Origin of the sequence: Oceanospirillum multiglobuliferum, assembly GCF_900167095.1 — a bacterium.
Classification (GTDB): domain Bacteria; phylum Pseudomonadota; class Gammaproteobacteria; order Pseudomonadales; family Halomonadaceae; genus Oceanospirillum; species Oceanospirillum multiglobuliferum.
Genome location: NZ_FUXG01000011.1, coordinates 104,256 through 124,662, shown reverse-complemented (window position 1 = coordinate 124,662; position 20,407 = coordinate 104,256). Strand labels below are relative to the sequence as shown.

Genomic DNA, 20,407 nt, shown 5'->3' with positions numbered 1-20,407 from the left:
TTAAAACTAGGATATATCACCTTAGGCACAGCAGATCATAATCTTCTTTCCTATCAAACCTGAAACAGAGGCTGCGCATGAGCAATCCATTTGATTTTGACCAAATTTTAAACCGCCAGCACAGTGACAGTATCAAATGGCAAAAATACGCTAACCAAGATGTCATTCCAATGTGGGTGGCTGATATGGACTTTGCATCGCCCCCTTCAGTGGTGACAGCATTACAAAAAAGGGTGGCTGAACAAGTTTATGGCTATGGGCACGAATCAACAGATGTTGCCGAAGCTTTTTGTGACTGGTATTCACGTCGCTATCATTGGCAAATTGAGCCGGAGTGGATTGTTTGGCTACCCGGTTTAGTCTGTGGACTTCACGCTGTAGCTAAGGCGTTTGGTAGTCCAGACAGTGCACTAATGACCCATACTCCTGTTTACCCACCTTTTCTAAAGCTAGCGGAGCGAAATCAACAGCTGTTACAAGCGGTTCCAATGCTGAAGCCTGATCAAACAGGCTCAGGCTGGCAGCTGGATTTCGACGCAATGGCGCAACAGATTACTCCGCAAACTAAACTGTTTATGCTATGCCACCCACACAACCCAACAGGCCGAGCTTTTACCCGTGAAGAGTTGGAGCAACTGTCGGATTTTTGCTTGGAACATAAGTTGCTTTTATGTTCTGACGAGATTCACTGCGACTTAGTGTTATCTGAGCAAGCGCATATCCCGATGGCCAGCTTAAATGAGCAAATTGCCGACCGCTGCATCAGCCTATTGGCACCGAGCAAAACTTTTAATATTGCAGGTCTAGCTTGCTCCGCTGCCGTAATATCAAATCCTATACTGCGCAAACAGTTCAAACGTTCTATTCAAGGTTTTATGCCTGAAGTGAATATTTTAGGTTTTGTTGCTGCTGAAGCCGCTTATCGAGAGGGAGAACCTTGGCTTGACGCACTGCGAGAGTACTTAAAAGAAAATCTCACAATTTTGACAAACTGGGCTAAAAGTAAACAGCAGGTTAAATTCACAGCACCAGAAGCTACTTACTTAGGCTGGCTTGATTTACGGGCTTATGAAATTGAACGCCCAGCACAGTGGCTGTTGCAAGAAACAGGCGTTGCTTTGTCAGAAGGTAGTGACTTTGGTTGTCCAGGTTTTGCACGGCTGAACTTCGGTTGCCCAAAAGCACAGTTACTCGCTGCACTAACACGTTTAGATCAAGTATTAAGCTAATCACTTTTTGGACTGAGGAACCCAATACTCAGTATTGGGTTCCAAATTTAGCATCAAACTGTAAAGTTAGACTCAAGTCACGTGTAAACTGGTCTTCCGCCTTACGCCGATCAGCAGGCGTCACACTAAAAAATAGCCACTCACCCTGAACCCTACGCCGTAGAGTGGCAGACAGCTCAAAGGTATCAATAAAATGAGCCGTGTCGTCTGCACTAGTCAGCGTTAAGTTGTATACCACCCTAAGATTAGAGCTGAATGTTTTATTCAATTGCCAACCATGACTGTAATAGTTTGTATCGCTACTGATTACATGGCTGAAAGTATTGCTATTTTGCAGAGAAGTAATACGGTCTAACTCTCGATAAGCGTGCAAAGCTAAACCGTAACTCACACCTACACTCTCACTCCATGAGAGATTGGGCACAGGACGTAATGTCCATTCATTCATTTGATAGTTACGACCCGCCCGCAGATAACTGACAGGTTCAACTGCAAAATTGCTAAATGCAAAGCCTGTATCAAGGGTCGTTTGCCACATATGATCTTCAGGTTTATAAATATAGCGTATGAATATCCCTGCATTACTGGCTTTTATGGAGCGGTCTATAGCCGTAGCCCCATTTAGGCTATTCGAGCTAACTGTTTGAACCTCAGAAACACTCTCCTCCTGCTGACCACGCACAAAAAGCTGTAGTTTTTCAGTGGTAGAAGGTAAGTCTGCACGAAAAGAAAAACGATTAAATAAACTGAATGCTTCAACATCATCAAAGAAAAAGCCTGACTGTAAAATCAGTGTACTTTCGTTTTGCTGCGAACGATCAGGAGAACCAAACAGAGAGTCTAAACCAATACCAATAGAAGCTGCCGTTTGCCCTAATAAATTTCGGCTTTGAGCCACTCCAGAAGAGAAGACGCTTCTGATCTGAGGCGGTTGGGCATTTTCTTCTGCATAGACGTCATTAGACCATACAGAGCAAAGAGTAATGAGCACAAAGCCCACATAAGCATAGATGATAAGTTTTGCACTCGATCTATCGAGCGGTGGTACGGCCAGTTTTAGTTGAGGCATGTTTAGGCGATGCCTTACGTTGTGTAGTTTGAATTGCACCTTGTGCAGACTGCGCTCTTACTTTATGGACTAATCGATAGCCTTGTTTCGCCAGCTTTTGCTCTTGCCATGTCATTGCACTCATACCAGACCAAATAGGTAAAAAAACTGCAATAGCCAGAAAAGTTAATGCCAGCAATGTCAGGTTCATCTGCATACCAACAATAACGCCCGTCAAGCAGAAGCCATAACCTAACAATAGAATAAAACTAGGTCCCCATAAATTGTTTGCCATTGTCCAGAGCATAGAAAATATGGCGGCAGACCAGTTAAAGCCTGAAACCAATGCTGCGTAACCTTGCACAGGGTGCTGATAAACCCGATAGACCTGCATAAAACACCTTAAAAGGATTCACGATAGATAAGCTAATGAGCTGTATTATCAACTTAAAAAATAGATCATACCCGAGTTGTTAAGGTGGGTTAATGAAAAAGAGGCTTTAAAGCCCCCTTTTCATCGTCTTTATATGATATGACTCAGCCTAAGCTAAAACGACTGAGTCGGCTTCGTAGACCATCAGCCATTGCGGCAATCTCTTGGCTACTACGGGTAATTGTTGCTGATCGCTCCAGAACATCTTGAGAAATTGAGCGAATACCCAACAAGTTGCTATTAATCTCTTCTGCAACAGAGCTTTGCTGCTCAGCCGCAGAGGCAATTTGAGTGCTCATATCGTTCACGTTATTGATGTGTTGCACAATGCTGTTTAAATCGCCACCCGTGTGGTTCATCTGGGTTACACTGCGTTGCGCTTGATCTGCACTTTGCCCCATAGATTCAGTGGCATCCAAAGCGCGCAGTTGAAGCTGTTCAATAATCGTTTGAATTTCAACCGTTGAACCTTGTGTACGGCTGGCAAGGTTACGTACCTCATCTGCTACAACCGCAAAACCTCGACCCGCTTCACCTGCACGGGCCGCTTCAATAGCAGCATTCAGCGCCAATAGATTAGTTTGCTCAGAGATACCTCGAATCACTTCAATCACATTGCCAATTTGATCCGTTTGCTCGCTTAGCTGACCAATCACTGAATTTGCTGCCCCAACATGCTGAGCCAGCTGTGCAATTGCATCAACCGTTTTATTCAGCTCTTGCACACTTTGGCTTGCTTCGGTTTTAGCACTACGAGTGGTCTCAGCAGTTTCAACCGCATGACGCGCCACCTCTTGAATAGTAGAAGACATCTCGGTCATAGCTGAGGCCAGCTTATCTACCTCATGGAATTGACGATCCATACCAGAGCGCGTTTCTTCAGTGTTATAGCGCATCTCACCTGTATGTGTCCGTAACTGGTCTGCGGCTAATTCGACCTCTTGCAATGTGTTTCTCAGCGTCGAGGTCATCAGATCAACCTCTTTTGCCAACTGCCCCAGCTCATCTTTTCGATCCAGTTTAATCTGATGAGTTAAGTCTCCGCTGGCAATATAACGTACGGTTTGCAACATGCTTTGCAATGGTTTGGTGATAGAGGAGACCATCTTCCAGCTACCCAAAAAAGCCACTAACATTAAGATCAGTTGGAAAATTGCAGACTCCCAGAATGCGGCCCAGAAGATATCCGCTACATCACTGAGATAAACCCCGCTACCAATCACCCAGCCCCAAGGCTTAAAGCCTTTGACATAAGAGGCTTTGTCTTTCGGCTGATCAAACTGTGGGCCTTTGTAGGTATATTCTACAAAACCTTCACCTTGAGTCTTCACCACCTGTACCATCTCTTGCCAGTGCAGCTTGCCTGAAGCGTCTTTAGCGTTGGTCATATCTTTACCAATCAAACTACTTTTGATTGGATGCATCACAAGCTTGTGCTCTAAGTCGTTAATCCAAAAATAGCCATTTTTGCCATAGCGTAAACTCGCAATTGCGGCTAAAGCTTGAGATTTGGCCTCTGCCTCTCCTAAAGCAGGAATCTGCTTGTAGTAATGGTCTGCCAAACTATAAGCAGACTGCACTTGCTCTTGTACTTGAGCTTTTCGAGCGCTTAGTAGTTCGTGATAGAGTCGATAGAGTGAGTTCGACTCAATTAACATCAGCGTGGTGAACAACAACCCAATTAACAATGTTAACTTGCGGGCGATAGGCCAATGACGGATCTCCATTGATCTGCAATCCTTTATAGTGTGAGTGGGTGGTCTTTGCTGCCGTAATTTTATTTTAATTATGTAACTAAATTGTAACTTAGGTGCTGTGAGCGAAACAATTATACAAGCTGAGTATTTGCACTTTTTTAGTGACATTTCCTAGCATAATCATCTGAAAGGAGCACGCGTCATGATAGGAGCTAACATTAAACCTTTAAATGAGCAGATTGATTTAGCACCAAGCTGTGAGCAGCCAGATGATTTATGGGCAAAGCGCTGCTGTCAACAAGCGCTCTTGGCGATTGAACAAGGCTGTTATGGCGTGGGCGCGGTGTTTGTCAATGCTGAAAATGAGCTGGTTTGCGAAAGCCGCAATCAAGTCTTTGTTGAGGGGGATTATCAAAGCCAACGTCATGCCGAGATGGAGCTGATTGACCTATTGGAAAACCAATTCTCTCATCTGAATCGCAGAAACTTAACGCTTTATGTCAGCTTAGAACCTTGTGTGATGTGTACGGGGCGTATTTTGCTTTCGGGCATTGGCCGTGTACGTTATTTGGCAAAAGATGCAGTTGGCGGATTATTGACCCATCGGCATCACTTACCGCCTGCTTGGGCAAATTTGGCGCAGCAAGTGTCGGTTGCTCCAGCGCGAGTGGATCTTTTTTGGTCGCGTTTTGCACAGCAGTGTATTGAGGTGAATGCCGATCAAATGCGGCAGAAGGTGGTGAAGCATTGGGAGGGGATGAGATAAATGGCCCAGAGAACTCTGCCCCGATAGCTGATCAACCTATCAGGACAGAGGTGGGAACTTGATGCCGAGCGCCTTTAAACGGAGATTAATCCCAGTTCAGTGAGCCGCCGACTTGATATTCAGTGACACGGGTTTCAAAGAAGTTTTTCTCTTTACGTAGGTCGATAATCTCAGACATCCAAGGGAACGGGTTGGTCGCGCCTGGGAACTGTTCTTTCAAACCTAGCTGCTGTAAACGACGGTTACAGATAAAGTGCAAGTACTCTTCCATAATGCCAGCGTTCATACCCAATACGCCGCGTGGCATGGTGTCACGGGCATATTCAATTTCAAGCTCGGTGCCTTCCAGAATCATCTGAATCACTTCCTGTTGGAACTCAGCCGTCCATAGGTGTGGGTTTTCCGCTTTGATCTGGTTGATCACATCAACGCCAAAGTTCAGGTGCATAGACTCGTCACGCAGAATGTACTGGAACTGCTCGGCAACCCCAGTCATTTTGTTACGACGACCCATAGACAGAATCTGGCTGAAACCACAGTAGAAGAAGATACCTTCAGTTACGCAGTAAAATGCGATAAGGTTGCGCAGCAACTCTTGATCGGTTTCTGGTGTGCCAGTGGTGAAATAAGGGTTCGACAGTGAATGCGTGTGGCTCAAGCTCCAGCTCGCTTTTTTAGCGATAGAAGGTATTTCACGGTACATGTTGAACACTTCACCTTCATCCATACCCAAAGACTCTACACAGTATTGGTAGGCGTGGGTGTGAATCGCTTCTTCAAAGGCTTGGCGTAGCAGATATTGGCGGCACTCTGGGTTAGTGATTAAGCGGTAAACCGCCAACACTAAGTTGTTGGCCACTAGAGAATCCGCAGTTGAGAAATAACCCAAAGAGCGCATCACTATGGTGCGTTCATCTTCGGTTAGACCATCTTGGCTTTTCCACAAGGCGATGTCGGCATTCATGTTCACTTCTTGTGGCATCCAGTGGTTTGAAGTGCCATCAAGGTATTTCTGCCATGCCCAGTCATATTTGAAAGGCACCAACTGATTTAAATCAGCACGACAGTTGATCATGCGCTTGTCATCTACTTGGATACGGGCAGCGCCCATTTCCAAATCTTCAAGTCCCGGTGCAACATCAATGCTGGCAACGGCTTCTTTGGCACGGGCAACAGCATCGGTCGCTGGTGCCGTATAAGTACGAGTCGGTGCAGCCTGAACGGTTGGAGCAACCGATGCTACAGGTGCAGGTGAGCTGGCGGCAGCTTGTGGCGCGGCTTTTGGCTGTGCAACAGTCTGTGGTTTGGGTTCGGCAACGATTGTGTCGTCAGTATCAAATTCGTCCCAGCTCAGCATGGTTTTTACCTCTTCAAAATAAGCGTGTCATCAAGGGGTGTCTGATGATATGTACAGTATAGCGTATTGCTTGCCACAACATTTTCGATACCAAAAGTGCTGTGGCAAACAGTCCTTGTTTGCTTTCAAAACCATCGCCTATCTAGGACAGGCGATGGTATGAATCAAATTGCGACTACTGACAAGCTTCACAATCTGGATTGTCAATTGAGCAAGCCAGCGGCACAGCTGCGCCTTCGCCTGCCAGTTCAAACTCATCACGAACGGGTTTCGGTGCAGGTGCTGGCGCGGCAACGGGTGCGGCAACAGGCTCAATGCTAGACGATACCGCGTTGTGCGTGCTGCGACTGACCGTTGATTTCTCAACACTGGTCGCGCCCATCGCACGGAGATAGTAAGTGGTTTTGAGACCACGGAACCACGCCATGCGGTAGGTCACATCCAGCTTCTTACCGTTAACACCTGAGATATACAGGTTCAACGATTGCGCTTGATCGATCCACTTCTGACGGCGGCTTGCAGCATCTACCAACCAACGAGGTTCAACCTCAAAAGCGTTGGCATACAGCTCTTTTAGGTCATCTGGAATACGATCGATTGGCTGTGCAGAACCATCGTAGTATTTCAGGTCATTGACCATCACCTCATCCCACAGACCGCGCGCTTTCAAATCATGCACCATATAAGGGTTCACCACGGTGAACTCACCTGATAGGTTCGATTTGACGTATAGGTTCTGATAGGTCGGTTCAATCGACTGAGACACGCCACAGATATTAGAGATGGTCGCTGTTGGCGCAATAGCCATCACATTTGAGTTACGCATACCTTGAGCCAACACTTGCTGACGCAGTTCATCCCACGCCAATGTGCTGCTGGTGTCCACTTCAATAAACTGTGCGCCACGGGCTTCAACCAGCTTACTCAGTGAGTCCAGCGGTAGAATGCCTTGGCTCCAGAGTGAACCTTCGTAGCTTTCATAGCGGCCACGCTCAGCGGCTAAGTCACTAGAGGCTTGAATTGCAAAGTAGCTGATCGCTTCCATTGAGCGGTCAGCAAAGATCACAGCCGCCTCAGACGCATAAGGGGTCTTCATCTTATAAAGCGCATCTTGGAAGCCCATGATGCCTAAACCTACTGGACGGTGTTTCAGGTTCGAGTTGCGCGCCTGTGGCACTGCGTAGTAGTTAATGTCGATCACGTTGTCTAACATGCGTACCGCAACCGTGACGGTGTTGCGGATTTTATCCACATCCAGTTCACCGCTTTCGGTCACATGCTGCGCTAAGTTCACGGAGCCTAAGTTACAAACCGCAATTTCATCACGGTTGGTGTTCAGCGTGATCTCTGTGCATAAGTTTGAAGAGTGCACGACACCGACATGTTGTTGTGGAGAACGTAGGTTGCACGGATCTTTAAAGGTGATCCAAGGGTGGCCTGTTTCAAACAACATCGACAGCATTTTTCGCCACAGGTCTTTAGCACGAACTTGTTTGCTCAGTTTGATCTGGCCGTTTTGAGCCATCTCTTCATAAGCTTCATAACGCGCTTCAAAAGCTTTGCCGTAAAGGTCATGCAGATCTGGGGTGTCTGAAGGCGAGAACAGCGTCCAAGCTTTGTCTTCAAAGACGCGCTTCATAAACAGATCAGGCACCCAGTTCGCGGTGTTCATGTCGTGAGTACGGCGACGGTCATCACCTGTGTTCTTACGCAGATCAAGAAACTCTTCTACGTCCATGTGCCAAGTTTCAAGATAGGCACAAACAGCCCCTTTACGCTTACCACCTTGGTTCACGGCAACTGCAGTGTCGTTAACTACTTTCAAGAACGGCACAACACCTTGGGACTTACCATTAGTACCTTTAATGTAAGAGCCCAATGCACGCACAGGTGTCCAGTCATTACCCAGACCACCAGCCCATTTTGATAACAGCGCATTGTCTTTAATCGCGCCATAAATGCCTTCAAGGTCATCTGGAACGGTTGTCAGATAGCAAGACGACAATTGTGGGCGACGTGTACCAGAGTTAAATAATGTCGGCGTCGATGCCATGTAATCAAAGCTCGACAGCAAGTTATAAAACTCAATGGCGCGCTCGGTACGATTGGCTTCATTTAAAGCTAAGCCCATCGCCACTCGCATGAACATCACCTGAGGTAGCTCATAACGCACATTGTTGCTGTGGATGAAATAGCGATCGTATAAAGTCTGCAAACCTAAATAGGTGAAGTTGTTGTCGTTCTCAGGCTTAATCGCCTGACCTAACGCAACCAAATCAAACTCGGCCAATTTAGGGTCTAGGTGTTCAAGCTCGATCCCTTTTGCCACATAAGCGATCAAGGCTTTTGGGTAAAGATCTGCCATTTCGTGTAGGGTGGCTTCTGGCGCTACGTCTAAGAAGTTTAGAGCCTCACGACGCAAGCTGTCCTGTAGCAGGCGAGCTGTCACATAACTGTAGTTTGGTTCTTTTTCAACCAGTGTGCGTGCTGACATGGTCAGTGCGGTTGAAACACCATCGACAGGTACACCGTCGTATAGATTCTTCAGCGCATCGTCTAGAATGAGCTTTTTATCAACGCCCGCCAAACCTTCACAGGCCTCAGACACGATCGTTTCAATACGGCCTAAATCTAGCGGTAAACGCACGCCATCCAAGTGGGTCACATTGATGCTAGGGTGTGGCTTGTGGATGCCTTGCTCTTTAGCGGCACGCAGACGCGCATGTTCTTCGCGATATAACACATAAGCGCGAGCAACTTTCTGCTCACCTGAACGCATCAGCACCAGTTCAACTTGATCCTGAATATCCTCAATATGAACGATGCCACCAGCAGGTAGACGACGTACAAAGGTGTCGACGATATTTTGGGTAAACTGGTCTACCAACTCATGGATACGGCTTGATGCATTGGCACTATCGCCTTCAACAGCAATGAATGCTTTGCTCATTGCCACGGAAATTTTACTGGGATCAAACACGGCTAAATCACTGTTACGCTTCATAACTTGAAGAGTGCTGTGCGCGGTGTTGTTCATACTGTCCTGTGCCATAGCTTGTAATGCCTGCTCGTCGGTTTGTGTCGCAATGGTTCGCCATGCTTTCAACATAAATCTAACGAATAACTCGAAGTGACTCGGTGTTGAGTGGGTTCGTTTATGATCTGATGTTGTGAAGCACTGTTAGATGTCACAAAGGCTGCAACACCATAAAAAAATCCGGAAGAATCCGGAGCTTTTGGCTATTTCAAAGGCTTATCTTGAAATGTAGTTTGTTTTGTGCGTAACCCCTATATATTGGGGTCTGTTTTTCAGTTGGCACAAGATAATGTTGTTTTCCCTCTCTTGCAAGTGGATAACTTGTGGACAACTTGTGTTTATTTCAGAGGTAAAAGCACACTTACCTTGCAGCTTATAGCGCAGAGGGGAATCAAGAATTTCAAGCAAAAAAAAAGAATTTTTTTTCAGCTAAACCAGAAGAAAAATGAAAGTTTTTATTGATCCTCCTCAGATAATCAGCACAGAGTACTCTATTGTTTTTGTCTAAGGCTGAGTTATGATTTAATACCATAAAAATCAAGCTAATATTGCTTGATTAAGATATAAAGAATATAAATTTTTAACAAAAATCCTTGAAATTTATTATTTTCGAGGTCACACAATAGAAAACGTATCAACCAGATTTAGAGCCTTGGCGACGCCAAGGAGATGACTCAAAAATAATTAGAGAGCAATCCGTGGATACACAAGAAACTTCCCGTATATTAATCGTTGAAGACGATGAGCGCCTAGCCACGCTGACTCAAGAGTATTTAGACGGCAATGGTTTTGAAGTGAGTGTTGAGGGTGATGGCAATCGAGCTGTAGAGCGTATTCTTAAGGAAAAGCCTGATCTGGTCATTTTGGACGTGATGCTACCTGGAGAAGATGGTTTTGGAGTATGTCGTCGAGTTCGCCCTGAATATTCAGGTCCTATACTAATGCTGACGGCACGTACTGATGATATGGATCAAGTCGTTGGTTTAGAGATGGGCGCTGATGATTACATTTCTAAGCCTGTACGCCCAAGAGTGCTACTGGCAAGAGTTAGAGCACTGTTGCGCCGCTTATCACATAACGAACAGCCTGAAGCCATAGCTTCAGATGATGACAGCCGCTTACAGTTTGGCGGTTTGGTCATCGACAATGCTATGCGCGAAGCTTGGTTAAACGATGAAAGCGTTGATCTGACCAGTGCAGAGTTTGACCTGTTGTGGTTGTTGGCTTCTAATGCAGGCAGGGTATTAACCCGTGAAGAGATTTTCACTGCGTTGCGCGGTATTGAATACGATGGGCAAGATCGCTCCATTGATGTACGCGTTTCTCGCATTCGTCCCAAAGTAGGCGACGACCCAATGCATCCACGCCGTATCAAAACGGTGCGCAGTAAAGGCTACCTTTTCGTTAAGGAAGTTTAAAATTAAAGGGCAGGTTTAACCTGCCTTTTTTCTTGCCTCAGGATTTCCCTTGTGAACTTGTCTAATCTTTTCCGTGTAAACAGTATATTTATACGTGTTTACCTGCATATGCTGCTTTCTATGCTATTGGTGATCATATTAGCAGTAGGGGCAACATCTCTGATCAATCATGTTCGTGTTGAGCAGTATCGTGAGCAACTGGCTTCGGGGACCTTTTATTTACTCAGCCGAGGTTGGCAGCAGCAATCCACTGAAAAAAGGGCAAGCTGGCTAATAGAAACAGGCGAGCTACTGGATATAGAGCTGAACACCACTACGCTAGCATCTTCTGGGCTTGATCACTGGCAACTCAGACGATTGTCTGAGAATAGAACATTATTACTCAATGGACGCACTACAGATGAGCTTATGATTTATCGTTATCTAAGCCCTGAAGAAGGCGTTCTGGTGCAAGCCTATATCCCAAGGTTATCTGAACAGCATGCAAGAGCTTCTGTACAGCTGTTGCTACAAACCGTTCAAAATAGTAGCCAGCCGCCAGAGCAGGTGCTTGCGGAGCTGGGTCTAAACTTCTCTTACCCTATCAAAATTGTGGCTTTTGATCAGATACGCTTAGAGCGTACACAAAAACAGCAATTAGCCAATAATGAAACAATTTTGGTATTTATTGAATCGGGTCGATCTGTTATAGCCTATACACGTTTAGATGAGAACCGTCTCTTACAGGTAGGGCCAGTCAATTTATTTGACCCTTACCCTCTAGTGCTTATGGCCGCAATTGCTTTAATTGCCTTGTTACTTTCTGGTAGTGGGATCTATTTTTCCCTGCGCATACTAGAGCATCGTTTGCAAAAAGTAGAACAGGCCGCAAGCCGAATCGCAGCGGGTCACTTAAGTACCAGAGTAAGAGTTGAGGGCGATGATTTTGTTGTGCGCTTGGCTAAAGCATTTAACTCTATGGCTAAGCAAGTACAAGAGCTACTACGTACTCAGCAAGAGATGATTCATGCAGTCTCTCATGAACTACGCACTCCTGTTGCACGTATTCGCTTTGGCATGCAAATGATAGAAGACCTTGTCGAAGACCCTTTTGTCCACAAGCAGTTGAAAGGTATTGACGCTGATATTCAAGAGTTGGACGGTTTAGTCGATGAAATTTTAACTTATGCGCGCCTTGGACAAGAGGGTTTAAGCCTGAACTACGAATCTTGTCATGTACTCCCACTGGTACAAGAAGTGTTAGACGGTTTACAGGTACTCAAGCCTAACTTAAAACTGCAGGTTCGACACTTAAACCCTTACGAGGGCGATCATGCAGAGGTAGAAATTCGCTATTTTCAGCGTGCAGTCCAAAACTTAGTCAGTAACGCCTGCCGCTATGCGTCTGGTCAGGTTATGGTCAGCTGTTATATGGAAGCTGACAGCCTGCGTATAGATGTAGAAGATGATGGCCCAGGTATTCCAGAAGAAGACTGGGAAAGAGTGTTCACACCATTTTCTAGGCTGGATGACAGCCGTACCCGCGCATCTGGCGGTTACGGTTTAGGTTTATCTATTGTACATCGCATCATGTATTGGCATCAGGGTAGCGCAATTGTAAGTCGTAGCGATGACTTAGGAGGGGCTAGTTTTAGCCTTGTGTTCCCTAGATTTCATACAGAAGTAGCTTATTAATCAGCCTTTTAGGCTAAATACCAACCAGCATTGATTCAGATTAAAGGTCTGGTTCCATTCTTTTGATGAATATCAAAAAAGACCACGCGGTCATTCAGTACTATCAGGTCTGCAGTAAATTGGAACGCAGGTTGATTTGTAGCTGAGACTTGATGTTCTATCCTTTATCTCTCCTTGTTGAGAAGGAGCCTTGCAGTGGGCTCCTTTTTTTTGTCTAAAATTTATCCCTCTACTCCCCAATCGGTACAGGTTGAATACCATTAAGTGTTCTAAATGAAACCTCTCTAGCAGTACGTAAAAAATCTTTCATATAAGCACTGTCTAAGCTGTCTTTGCGTACTGCTGCAAAAAGTGTACTCCATAGACCATTTTGGCCTAGACGTACTGAGCGCACATAATCACGCTCTAAGTATTCAGTTAAGGCCCAGTTAGGCAAAGCACAAACCCCTCGACCACTGGCAACCAACTGCATCATCATAATAGTGAGTTCAGCTGAGCGTGTATCAACAGGCTCAAGCCCAGCTGGCATTAAAAACCGCGAGAAGACATCCAAACGTTCTTTATCAACAGGGTAAACAATCAAGGTTTCGCCCGCCAACTCCTGCTCTGTTACAAAGTGCTTTTGGGCAAATGGATGTTGCTTAGCAACTGCCAATAAGCCTTCGTAGCGAAACAGCGGTACATACTCAACATTACTTAGAGGTAAAGGGTCAGAGGTGACGACTAAATCAAGTTCGCCCCGCGCTAAGGCGGGCAAAGGTGTAAAGCTAAATCCAGACGTAAAGTCCATCTCAACTTCTGGCCAGTTATTACGAAAGCTATCAATTGTGGGCATCAACCACTGAAAGCAACTATGACACTCAATGGCCATGTTTAAACGCCCAACTTCACCGCCAGCCATACGATCAAGATCACGCTCAGCTGAGCGTAAAAGCGGCATTACCTCATCTGATAATTGCAGTAAACGCATACCCGCACTGGTAAACTGTAATGGCTTACTTTTGCGTATAAATAGTGTGCAGCCTAGACGATCCTCTAAATCTTTGAGCTGATGCGACAACGCCGACTGAGTTAAATGAATGCGCTCAGCCGCTTCAACCAAGCTACCTGTATCCCTAAGGGCGATCAAAGTTTTTAGGTGTCTAATCTCAATCATAATGGCTTCTTTGAGTGCAATTCATGTTTGACGTTAACTGATTTAGTTCGATTCATTATAGCACGCATACAGTAATTGCAATTTAAAACCATACTTCCAGCTGTTCTAGGAACCAAGTTACGCCGCTTAACATTAGGTAATACTATATTAACCAGCTAAACAAAAAACGCTCACCGAAGACATGAAGATACGAATACTTTCGATTCAGTACAGGCTCTTATTTGGCATATTATGGCGTTTCTGGTAAAAGAGTACTTTCGTTGCATGGATGCGACGTTTAACAGGTAGGTTATTACAGAGGGAACCATGACAACATTACTTCGTAGACTAGTGCCACATCTTGTACCTGATGATCCTCATCAGATGCTAAGGATGCGCCGTACCTTAATGGCAACTGGGTCTGGTCTAGTACTAACCACAGTGGTCATCACCGCAATGTTGGCAGGTATGGTTGAAATGCCTGTTCCCAACTTTCTATTGCTCTATACGCTTATTTGGCTAGGCAATGTTAGCTTCCCTTTAATGATCAGTTATGACATTAATTTACTGTTTAAAGACCCCAGCCTTACCATCTCCCAGCTTATTTGGCACACACTGACCAACACCATCTCAATCTATCTTGTTCCCGAGCTGCATACCGTATTTCTGATGCATTACCTATTGGTTGTGCTTTTTGGTGCATTTCGAATGCAGCGCAAAGGATTTTTTATTATTGGCGGAGTGATTATCAGCTGTTATGCCATAGTTATGGCATTATTATTTTGGGAGGGGCGATACCCAATACAGCTGAAGCAGGAGATTTTATCCGCCGCTGTATTCCTGTTTATGCTGATGGGTGTCAGTATTATTGGCACCGAAATCAGTAGCTTACGCTGGGCCTTGAAGCGTCGAAATTCAGAACTCAATATTGTGATGAAACAAGCAAAAGAGCAGGCTATTACGGATGATTTAACAGGTTTATTTAACCGCCGTCACTTAATGGATATCCTACGTCGCCAGCAAGCTCTGACTGTACGGGGTGACTACTGTTTTACCCTTTGCTTTGTCGATCTCGATCACTTCAAACAAGTCAATGACAACTTCGGGCATAAAGCTGGCGATGAGGTATTACAAACCTTCTCAGATATTGCCCGCAATGCGGTACGCGAAGTTGACTTTGTTGCTCGCCTAGGTGGTGAAGAGTTTGTTTTAGTACTAGTACGTACTGATCTTAATGGTGCATATCATGTGGCTGAACGCTTGCGTAAATCAATGGAGAAAGCACGCTTAGATATTTTAGGCGGGCACCGTGTCACAGCTAGTATTGGTATTGCACAATACCGCAAGAAAGAAACCATTGAAGAGACTATGCACCGTGCTGACATTGCCGTTTACGCTGCAAAAAACCGAGGTCGTAATCAAATTGTTACCGAAGATGACCTTAGCAGTACGATTCTTTCTAGCCTGCACGACGATGCAGACTTATACACAACTCCTGAATAGTTAATCGGAGAAACCTTCAGCACTTGTCGGTAATTGCAAATAATTCTTAATGATAATTAATATCAAATGATATACAGTACTATGTAGCATGCCTTGCAATCTGCAATATAGGCAAAAAGGGTGACAAGTAGTACATTTTTCAGAGGGTTCTTTAGCATGTCAAAAAGCCTTAAGGCTGGCAGTTTATGCAAGCTTGACAAAAGCGATATCAGCAAGCATCTGAAAGAGTTAGCAGAGATTACTCAACCTAGCCACTATATATGTGGCAAGTGTGCTCGTTCAGCCCGTGACAAAAAATGGCTATGTCGCCCTCTCAGCACAATCTAACCACTTAGAATTATCACTTACACTCCTTCAGTTCACTCAGTACTTATACCTTTGGAGACATCATGTTAAAGAAAAAAATGGCCAATAGGCTTAATGAGCAAATCAATCTGGAGTTTTTCTCTTCAAATCTCTATTTACAAATGAGTGCTTGGGCTGAGCATAAAGGCTATGAGGGCTGTGCCGCATTTTTGCAAAAGCATGCTGATGAAGAGATGCAGCACATGAAGCGCTTGTTCACTTATGTTAATGAAACAGGAGCAATGGCACAGATTGGTACTATTGATGCTCCAGCATCTGATTACCAATCAATCAAAGATCTATTTGAAAAAGTATTTGAGCATGAGTGCTTGATTACCCAAAAAATTAATGAGCTAGCTCATACAGCCTTTACAGAACAAGACTACTCAACCTTTAGCTTCTTGCAGTGGTATGTTGCTGAACAGCATGAAGAAGAAAAGCTATTTAAAGGTATTTTGGATAAGATTGAGATCATTGGTGAAGATGGCAAAGGCTTGTTCTTCATTGATAAAGAAATTGGCAAGCTGGTAACAAAGAGCGCTGGCAGTATTATGGATGCAGGTAATACGGAAGCCTAATACCACCTAGCTTATAGGTTAAAAAATGAAGAGAATAGGTAACTCGCCCAATAGCTGCTTAATACAGAGCAGCAGCGAAAGTGCGAGTTACTTTATTAGTGGATAAACTCATAAGCTAAGCCATTACTAGCAATAGCGCGATAATTTCCCTCTCTTGTAAATGAAACATCTAGAAGACTAACACCTGAAGGTTTCCATGCATCACGTTTAGTCGCTTCCCAAGCAGAGATCTCTTGCTTACTACTAATATTCCACAATTTGACCTTACCTGTATTGCTACCAGTTAGTAGTAATGGCTGATCTTGAGCAAAGCGAGCTGCGGTGTAAGTTGAGGCTGCAATTTCTCCTCCACGATTAATATCTATATTCATAGCGATTTTGCCACTACTGAGATCAACAATAGCACCTGCACCCGCTTGTGCTGAACTGAAGGCATATTGACCATTAGCAGATATCGCTAACGCTTGAATTTGGTTGCTGTGTGACCACTCGCCTCTAGGCTCACCATTAGGTATTTGCCACAAGGACACCTTCCCAGTGCTAGTACCTAACATTGCCAACTTATTATCAGGGCTTAAAGCAACGGCAGACACCTGATCATCAGCGCTGAATGTTTTTACACCTTTGCCAATGCTGGTGTTAATTAATAGTGCAGTACTATTGTCTAGCCCTGCGAGTAGAAAGCTACCATCAGCAGATAAAGTTAAACTGCGAATGTGAGCAGGCAAAGACCAAAAGTTAATGGGCTTACCAGAGGTGCCGTCCCATAGTGTAAGGCGGTCTTGTTCTGAAGTTGCGCCAAAACGGCCATCTCCAGACACTGCTACTTGATCAAATAAGCTGTATTCACCTGCTTTGTGATTCCAGTTATATACACGTTCTTTTACAGGTAGCTGCCATAAACTTCCACCATGGTTGATAGAAGCTATAACAGCAATGCTACCATCATCAGAAAGTGCCGCATCATAAGCGCTATCAATGGCTAGCTCCCATGTGTTGGCTGGTGGTGTTTGGCTAAAACAACCACCCAGTGCCAGAGTAGCGCCCAGAAGTACTGAAATAATCTTATTTCTGGTCAATATCATGTGCTTGCTAGTTCCTGGTGTGCAGTGTGTAAAGTTTCGATGAGTTGGTCTTCATGTTGAAAACGATCTGCAAGATGTTCGCCTAACAGAGAGAGTTGTTCAGAGATAGGCGCTAGCCCTTCTGATAGTAATCCAGACTCAATTTTCTCATTAAAGTCTAAAATAACCTCTGTACTGACCTGTATTTTTGGCAGTATTTTCTCACCCAAATCAAGCGCACTTTGGTCTGCAAAAGCTTCTGCCTCCCGATACAGCTGCTCGAAAACCTCAAAATGTCCGGCTGAAGTATAGTCAACCATTACATCACATAGGGCTTTAATTTGCTCTATACGGGGTAGTTGATCCGATTTGACCGTTTGTACTAGCCCTGTGTAACAAACGATTAGTGATTGACGTTCATGCAGCCATTTATCAATAAGCTCATGCACACCACTCCAACGTTCTTGTGCGTTTTTGCAACCTTCCAGCATGGTGCTACCTCCAGTCTTGAGGGAAAGAGATTAATCGCTCTTTGACTCTAAGCATACGGTAGCACTCATTTAATGTCACCTCTTTATCTTTTGCTTATTTTCAAGCTAAAAATACACCATGCACACAATGCAATATAAGCAAAAAGTGTCCACCAAGGTATTGATAAACCTAAGAAAGTCCAAGAGACCTCGGCGCACTCACCACTACCTTTTAATACTGTATTAATCACATCAGTAAAGGGTAAAACCTCTAACATATAGTCTAAGCCAGGGCCGCAAGACGGCACTTTATCTGCAGGTAGGTTTTGTAACCAGATATGCCGTAACGCTAAACCTACGCCACTGATCAACGCCGCCAAATTTAAAAAGGTATAAACCTTTTGCCCTGTACTCTGAGGGTTATGAATAGCTGCCACTAAAAAAATGGCTGCTGCAGCCATAAATGCCACACGCTGAAAAATACACAGTGGGCAGGGTTCTAGTTCGAACACATGCTGCATAATGAGAGCACTAACCAGCAGAAGCACACAGCTGACAAAGCCCACTAAGTTAAGAGTACGGTAGTTTAAGGACATGAATCCTTCCTTTTTAAAAGATCAAACAGTGAAATATAAATGCAGCTCAACAGAGTTTTTACAAAACCCATAAAGAAACTTGGCGTTGATTATATCGGTCTTGTGCATTGGAAAATATGCACCTAAGCCATACAATGTCAGTAGATAACAAATTTTCCGGCGGGTTCCCTAAACTGTGACGGACTAAATGCAAAAGGAGATATATTAGTGATTAAGTTGGTTAAGCATTGCCTACTGGCTCTGGTGCTGATTACAGGCATGGGCAGTCAAGCTTTCGCTGAAGAGGCTAACAGCTCTGGCGATCTACTCTACACCGCTATTGAGCCTGCTTTTGTTTTAAACTATGGCGGCCCTGGTAGACTGAAATATTTAAAAGCAGGCATTACATTGGTCACCGCTAGTCCATTGGCAGCCCAAACAGTAAATCATCACATGCCGCTGATTCGTAATGAGATTGTTTCATTACTCAGCCGCCAAACAGACGATGCTGTGACCTCTCCTGTTGGACAAGAACAGATGCGTATTGATGCAACTCAGGTTGTAAAAGATCTGTTCCAAAAAGAGGTTGGCCACCCTGTGATTGAAGATCTGTTATTTACTAATTTTATTTATCAGAAATAAAACTGACTTTGAATTAAAACGCTGATCCGAATTAATCCCCAAGTTGAGTCTTGCTTGGGGATTGCGCAAGAATACTTTAATGTCCTTAAAAGACTTGATTTAGAACAAGGCTCTCGATATTAAACAACAGAAGCCCTTTGTTGTTGTTCACATACTAGTTACATTACTCCCTTGCTATCGCATCCATGCTATTAGCCCTAGAACACTTATACTAAAAAAAGTGTCAATGGACTGAACCATCTACGGGGAAAATCATGTTATCTGTCTATCAACTATTTGGAGTGAACTCCAAAGAACAGTTTGCTGATTTAATCAGCGCAAAAGATCATCAGGATATTATTCGTCAACACCGATCAGAGCTAATCGCCAGTCGCATTTATCCCTTTGCACTGCTCTTCGCTATTTTAGTGCCAATCTGGGGAGTGCTTGACCTTATTTTTCTACCTGCTGAGGTCTCTATTCAGTTCCTGATAATGCGCCTAGCCTCTGGCATTGTATTCTTTGCCCTCGCTTACGTTACTAAAAAAATTAGAATAGGTATGAAGCGTGCGCTAACCAGTCTTATGTTAATGCTAATGGTGCCCACTCTGTTTTATCAATTCAGTACACCATTGATTGATAAAGTTGAACTAACAGGTATTGCCGACATATTGATTCATTTATATGGCTTACTACCTTACGTTGTGATCGCTTCGTTGGCGCTCTTTCCACTCACGCTGAAAGAGTTTGGATTGTTTGCGGTTATCTTGACCGCGCTGTCATCTTGGGGACTTTATCGGGCCGACGGTAGCGACTTAACTATGCTATTGGTTCAAGTTTGGCTATTGCTGGTTATTCTCGGCGTGTCCATGTTTTCATCTCTACAGCAAGTGCGCTACTTAATCTCTCAGATGGTTAAGGCCAGCTATGACGGGCTTACTAAGTTGTTAACTCGTCGTGCAGGCATGGACATTATGGAGTCACTATTTCGTGCGACAGGCCTACAACAGTCTAATTTCGCAGTGTTATTTATTGACTTAGATAAATTCAAAAACATTAATGACACCTTAGGCCATGACGCTGGCGATGAGATTTTACGCCAAACTTCAAAAGCATTAAGCAGCTGTATTCGTAGAGGTGATGCGGCTATTCGTTGGGGTGGAGAGGAGTTCCTTGTACTACTGCCACACACAGAGGCCAGCTCTGCAAAGAATGTCGTACAACGTATTATGGAAACAGGTTTAGCACAGTTACCTGACGGCACACCTGTTACCGCAAGTATAGGTATGGCTGAACTAGTAGAAGATCACGCTGCAAGCTGGAAAGAGCTAGTAGAACTAGCTGATCAACGGTTATACAAAGCCAAACAGTCAGGGCGTGCTAAATGTATTTGCCCAGACAGCACAGAACTACACTTTCCTAAGCTAGAAACAGCCGTATAGGGATTAGTCGCAATA

The 20,407-nt window shown here is 44.5% G+C and carries 17 protein-coding genes; 8 read left to right on the top strand and 9 right to left on the bottom strand.

Going from position 1 to position 20,407, the window contains the following annotated elements:
* Positions 1–77: 77 nt before the first annotated feature.
* A complete protein-coding gene (locus tag B5D26_RS09295; RefSeq protein ID WP_078745466.1) occupies positions 78–1,229 on the top strand; it encodes a MalY/PatB family protein in 1,152 nt (383 codons plus the stop codon).
* Positions 1,230–1,257: 28 nt separating this feature from the next.
* On the opposite strand, the gene B5D26_RS09290 is transcribed toward B5D26_RS09295, so the two are convergent.
* The 3 genes from B5D26_RS09290 to B5D26_RS09280 all read right to left on the bottom strand — a co-directional run bounded on the left by B5D26_RS09290 (position 1,258) and on the right by B5D26_RS09280 (position 4,437).
* Complete coding sequence (locus tag B5D26_RS09290) at positions 1,258–2,298, bottom strand: hypothetical protein (protein WP_078745465.1); 1,041 nt, start codon at positions 2,296–2,298, stop codon at positions 1,258–1,260.
* Positions 2,261–2,671 carry a hypothetical protein gene (locus tag B5D26_RS09285; RefSeq protein ID WP_078745464.1) on the bottom strand — a complete coding sequence of 137 codons (411 nt, stop codon included), beginning with the start codon at positions 2,669–2,671 and terminating at the stop codon, positions 2,261–2,263. The genes B5D26_RS09290 and B5D26_RS09285 overlap by 38 nt, the downstream gene beginning before the upstream one ends.
* Positions 2,672–2,814: 143 nt before the next feature.
* Entirely contained in the window at positions 2,815–4,437 is a 1,623-nt protein-coding gene (locus B5D26_RS09280; protein ID WP_078745463.1) for a methyl-accepting chemotaxis protein, read from the bottom strand.
* A 172-nt stretch (positions 4,438–4,609) separates the two neighbouring features.
* On the opposite strand from B5D26_RS09280, the gene B5D26_RS09275 reads away from it, so the two are divergent.
* A complete protein-coding gene (locus B5D26_RS09275; protein WP_078745462.1) occupies positions 4,610–5,173 on the top strand; it encodes a nucleoside deaminase in 564 nt (187 codons plus the stop codon).
* Between the two features lie 85 nt (positions 5,174–5,258).
* Here B5D26_RS09275 and B5D26_RS09270 read toward each other — a convergent pair whose 3' ends face one another.
* A complete protein-coding gene (locus tag B5D26_RS09270) occupies positions 5,259–6,530 on the bottom strand; it encodes a ribonucleotide-diphosphate reductase subunit beta (RefSeq protein ID WP_078745461.1) in 1,272 nt (423 codons plus the stop codon).
* A gap of 175 nt (positions 6,531–6,705) precedes the next feature.
* Positions 6,706–9,639, bottom strand: coding sequence for a ribonucleoside-diphosphate reductase subunit alpha (locus tag B5D26_RS09265; protein WP_078745460.1), 2,934 nt, complete (start codon positions 9,637–9,639; stop codon positions 6,706–6,708).
* Positions 9,640–10,265: 626 nt separating this feature from the next.
* Here B5D26_RS09265 and B5D26_RS09255 point away from each other — a divergent pair.
* Both B5D26_RS09255 and B5D26_RS09250 read left to right on the top strand, forming a co-directional pair.
* Complete coding sequence (locus tag B5D26_RS09255; protein ID WP_078745458.1) at positions 10,266–10,985, top strand: response regulator; 720 nt, start codon at positions 10,266–10,268, stop codon at positions 10,983–10,985.
* Between the two features lie 51 nt (positions 10,986–11,036).
* On the top strand, positions 11,037–12,659 hold the full coding sequence (locus B5D26_RS09250) for an ATP-binding protein (RefSeq protein ID WP_078745457.1): 1,623 nt from the start codon (positions 11,037–11,039) through the stop codon (positions 12,657–12,659).
* A 229-nt stretch (positions 12,660–12,888) separates the two neighbouring features.
* On the opposite strand, the gene B5D26_RS09245 is transcribed toward B5D26_RS09250, so the two are convergent.
* Complete coding sequence (locus B5D26_RS09245; RefSeq protein WP_078745456.1) at positions 12,889–13,815, bottom strand: LysR family transcriptional regulator; 927 nt, start codon at positions 13,813–13,815, stop codon at positions 12,889–12,891.
* Between the two features lie 306 nt (positions 13,816–14,121).
* Between B5D26_RS09245 and B5D26_RS09240 the strand changes: the two genes are divergently transcribed.
* Positions 14,122–15,297 (top strand): GGDEF domain-containing protein, encoded by a 1,176-nt coding sequence (locus B5D26_RS09240; protein WP_078745455.1) that lies wholly within the window; start codon positions 14,122–14,124, stop codon positions 15,295–15,297.
* A gap of 389 nt (positions 15,298–15,686) precedes the next feature.
* A complete protein-coding gene (gene ftnA, locus B5D26_RS09235; RefSeq protein WP_078745454.1) occupies positions 15,687–16,220 on the top strand; it encodes a non-heme ferritin in 534 nt (177 codons plus the stop codon).
* 95 nt (positions 16,221–16,315) lie between these two features.
* Here the strand turns inward: ftnA and B5D26_RS09230 are convergent, their stop codons facing one another.
* From B5D26_RS09230 to B5D26_RS09220, 3 genes are all read right to left on the bottom strand, one after another.
* Complete coding sequence (locus B5D26_RS09230; RefSeq protein ID WP_078745453.1) at positions 16,316–17,305, bottom strand: WD40 repeat domain-containing protein; 990 nt, start codon at positions 17,303–17,305, stop codon at positions 16,316–16,318.
* A complete protein-coding gene (locus tag B5D26_RS09225) occupies positions 17,302–17,775 on the bottom strand; it encodes an Rsd/AlgQ family anti-sigma factor (protein WP_078745452.1) in 474 nt (157 codons plus the stop codon). The genes B5D26_RS09230 and B5D26_RS09225 overlap by 4 nt, the downstream gene beginning before the upstream one ends.
* 83 nt (positions 17,776–17,858) lie before the next feature.
* The gene (locus B5D26_RS09220) at positions 17,859–18,350 is read right to left on the bottom strand and encodes a disulfide bond formation protein B (protein ID WP_078745451.1); all 492 of its coding nucleotides are present in this window, start codon (positions 18,348–18,350) and stop codon (positions 17,859–17,861) included.
* A gap of 207 nt (positions 18,351–18,557) precedes the next feature.
* Here B5D26_RS09220 and B5D26_RS09215 point away from each other — a divergent pair, with 207 nt between their 5' ends.
* Positions 18,558–18,971, top strand: a complete 414-nt coding sequence (locus B5D26_RS09215; protein WP_078745450.1) for a flagellar basal body-associated FliL family protein — start codon at positions 18,558–18,560, stop codon at positions 18,969–18,971.
* Between the two features lie 254 nt (positions 18,972–19,225).
* A complete protein-coding gene (locus tag B5D26_RS09210) occupies positions 19,226–20,392 on the top strand; it encodes a GGDEF domain-containing protein (RefSeq protein WP_078745449.1) in 1,167 nt (388 codons plus the stop codon).
* The last annotated feature ends 15 nt before the right edge of the window (positions 20,393–20,407 follow it).

Coding starts and splice junctions, on each gene's coding strand:
- B5D26_RS09295 (WP_078745466.1), top strand. CDS start 78: ATGAGCAATCCATTTGATTTTGACCAAATTTTAAACCGCCAGCACAGT.
- B5D26_RS09290 (WP_078745465.1), bottom strand. CDS start 2,298: ATGCCTCAACTAAAACTGGCCGTACCACCGCTCGATAGATCGAGTGCA.
- B5D26_RS09285 (WP_078745464.1), bottom strand. CDS start 2,671: ATGCAGGTCTATCGGGTTTATCAGCACCCTGTGCAAGGTTACGCAGCA.
- B5D26_RS09280 (WP_078745463.1), bottom strand. CDS start 4,437: ATGGAGATCCGTCATTGGCCTATCGCCCGCAAGTTAACATTGTTAATT.
- B5D26_RS09275 (WP_078745462.1), top strand. CDS start 4,610: ATGATAGGAGCTAACATTAAACCTTTAAATGAGCAGATTGATTTAGCA.
- B5D26_RS09270 (WP_078745461.1), bottom strand. CDS start 6,530: ATGCTGAGCTGGGACGAATTTGATACTGACGACACAATCGTTGCCGAA.
- B5D26_RS09265 (WP_078745460.1), bottom strand. CDS start 9,639: ATGTTGAAAGCATGGCGAACCATTGCGACACAAACCGACGAGCAGGCA.
- B5D26_RS09245 (WP_078745456.1), bottom strand. CDS start 13,815: ATGATTGAGATTAGACACCTAAAAACTTTGATCGCCCTTAGGGATACA.
- B5D26_RS09240 (WP_078745455.1), top strand. CDS start 14,122: ATGACAACATTACTTCGTAGACTAGTGCCACATCTTGTACCTGATGAT.
- ftnA (WP_078745454.1), top strand. CDS start 15,687: ATGTTAAAGAAAAAAATGGCCAATAGGCTTAATGAGCAAATCAATCTG.
- B5D26_RS09230 (WP_078745453.1), bottom strand. CDS start 17,305: ATGATATTGACCAGAAATAAGATTATTTCAGTACTTCTGGGCGCTACT.
- B5D26_RS09225 (WP_078745452.1), bottom strand. CDS start 17,775: ATGCTGGAAGGTTGCAAAAACGCACAAGAACGTTGGAGTGGTGTGCAT.
- B5D26_RS09220 (WP_078745451.1), bottom strand. CDS start 18,350: ATGTCCTTAAACTACCGTACTCTTAACTTAGTGGGCTTTGTCAGCTGT.
- B5D26_RS09210 (WP_078745449.1), top strand. CDS start 19,226: ATGTTATCTGTCTATCAACTATTTGGAGTGAACTCCAAAGAACAGTTT.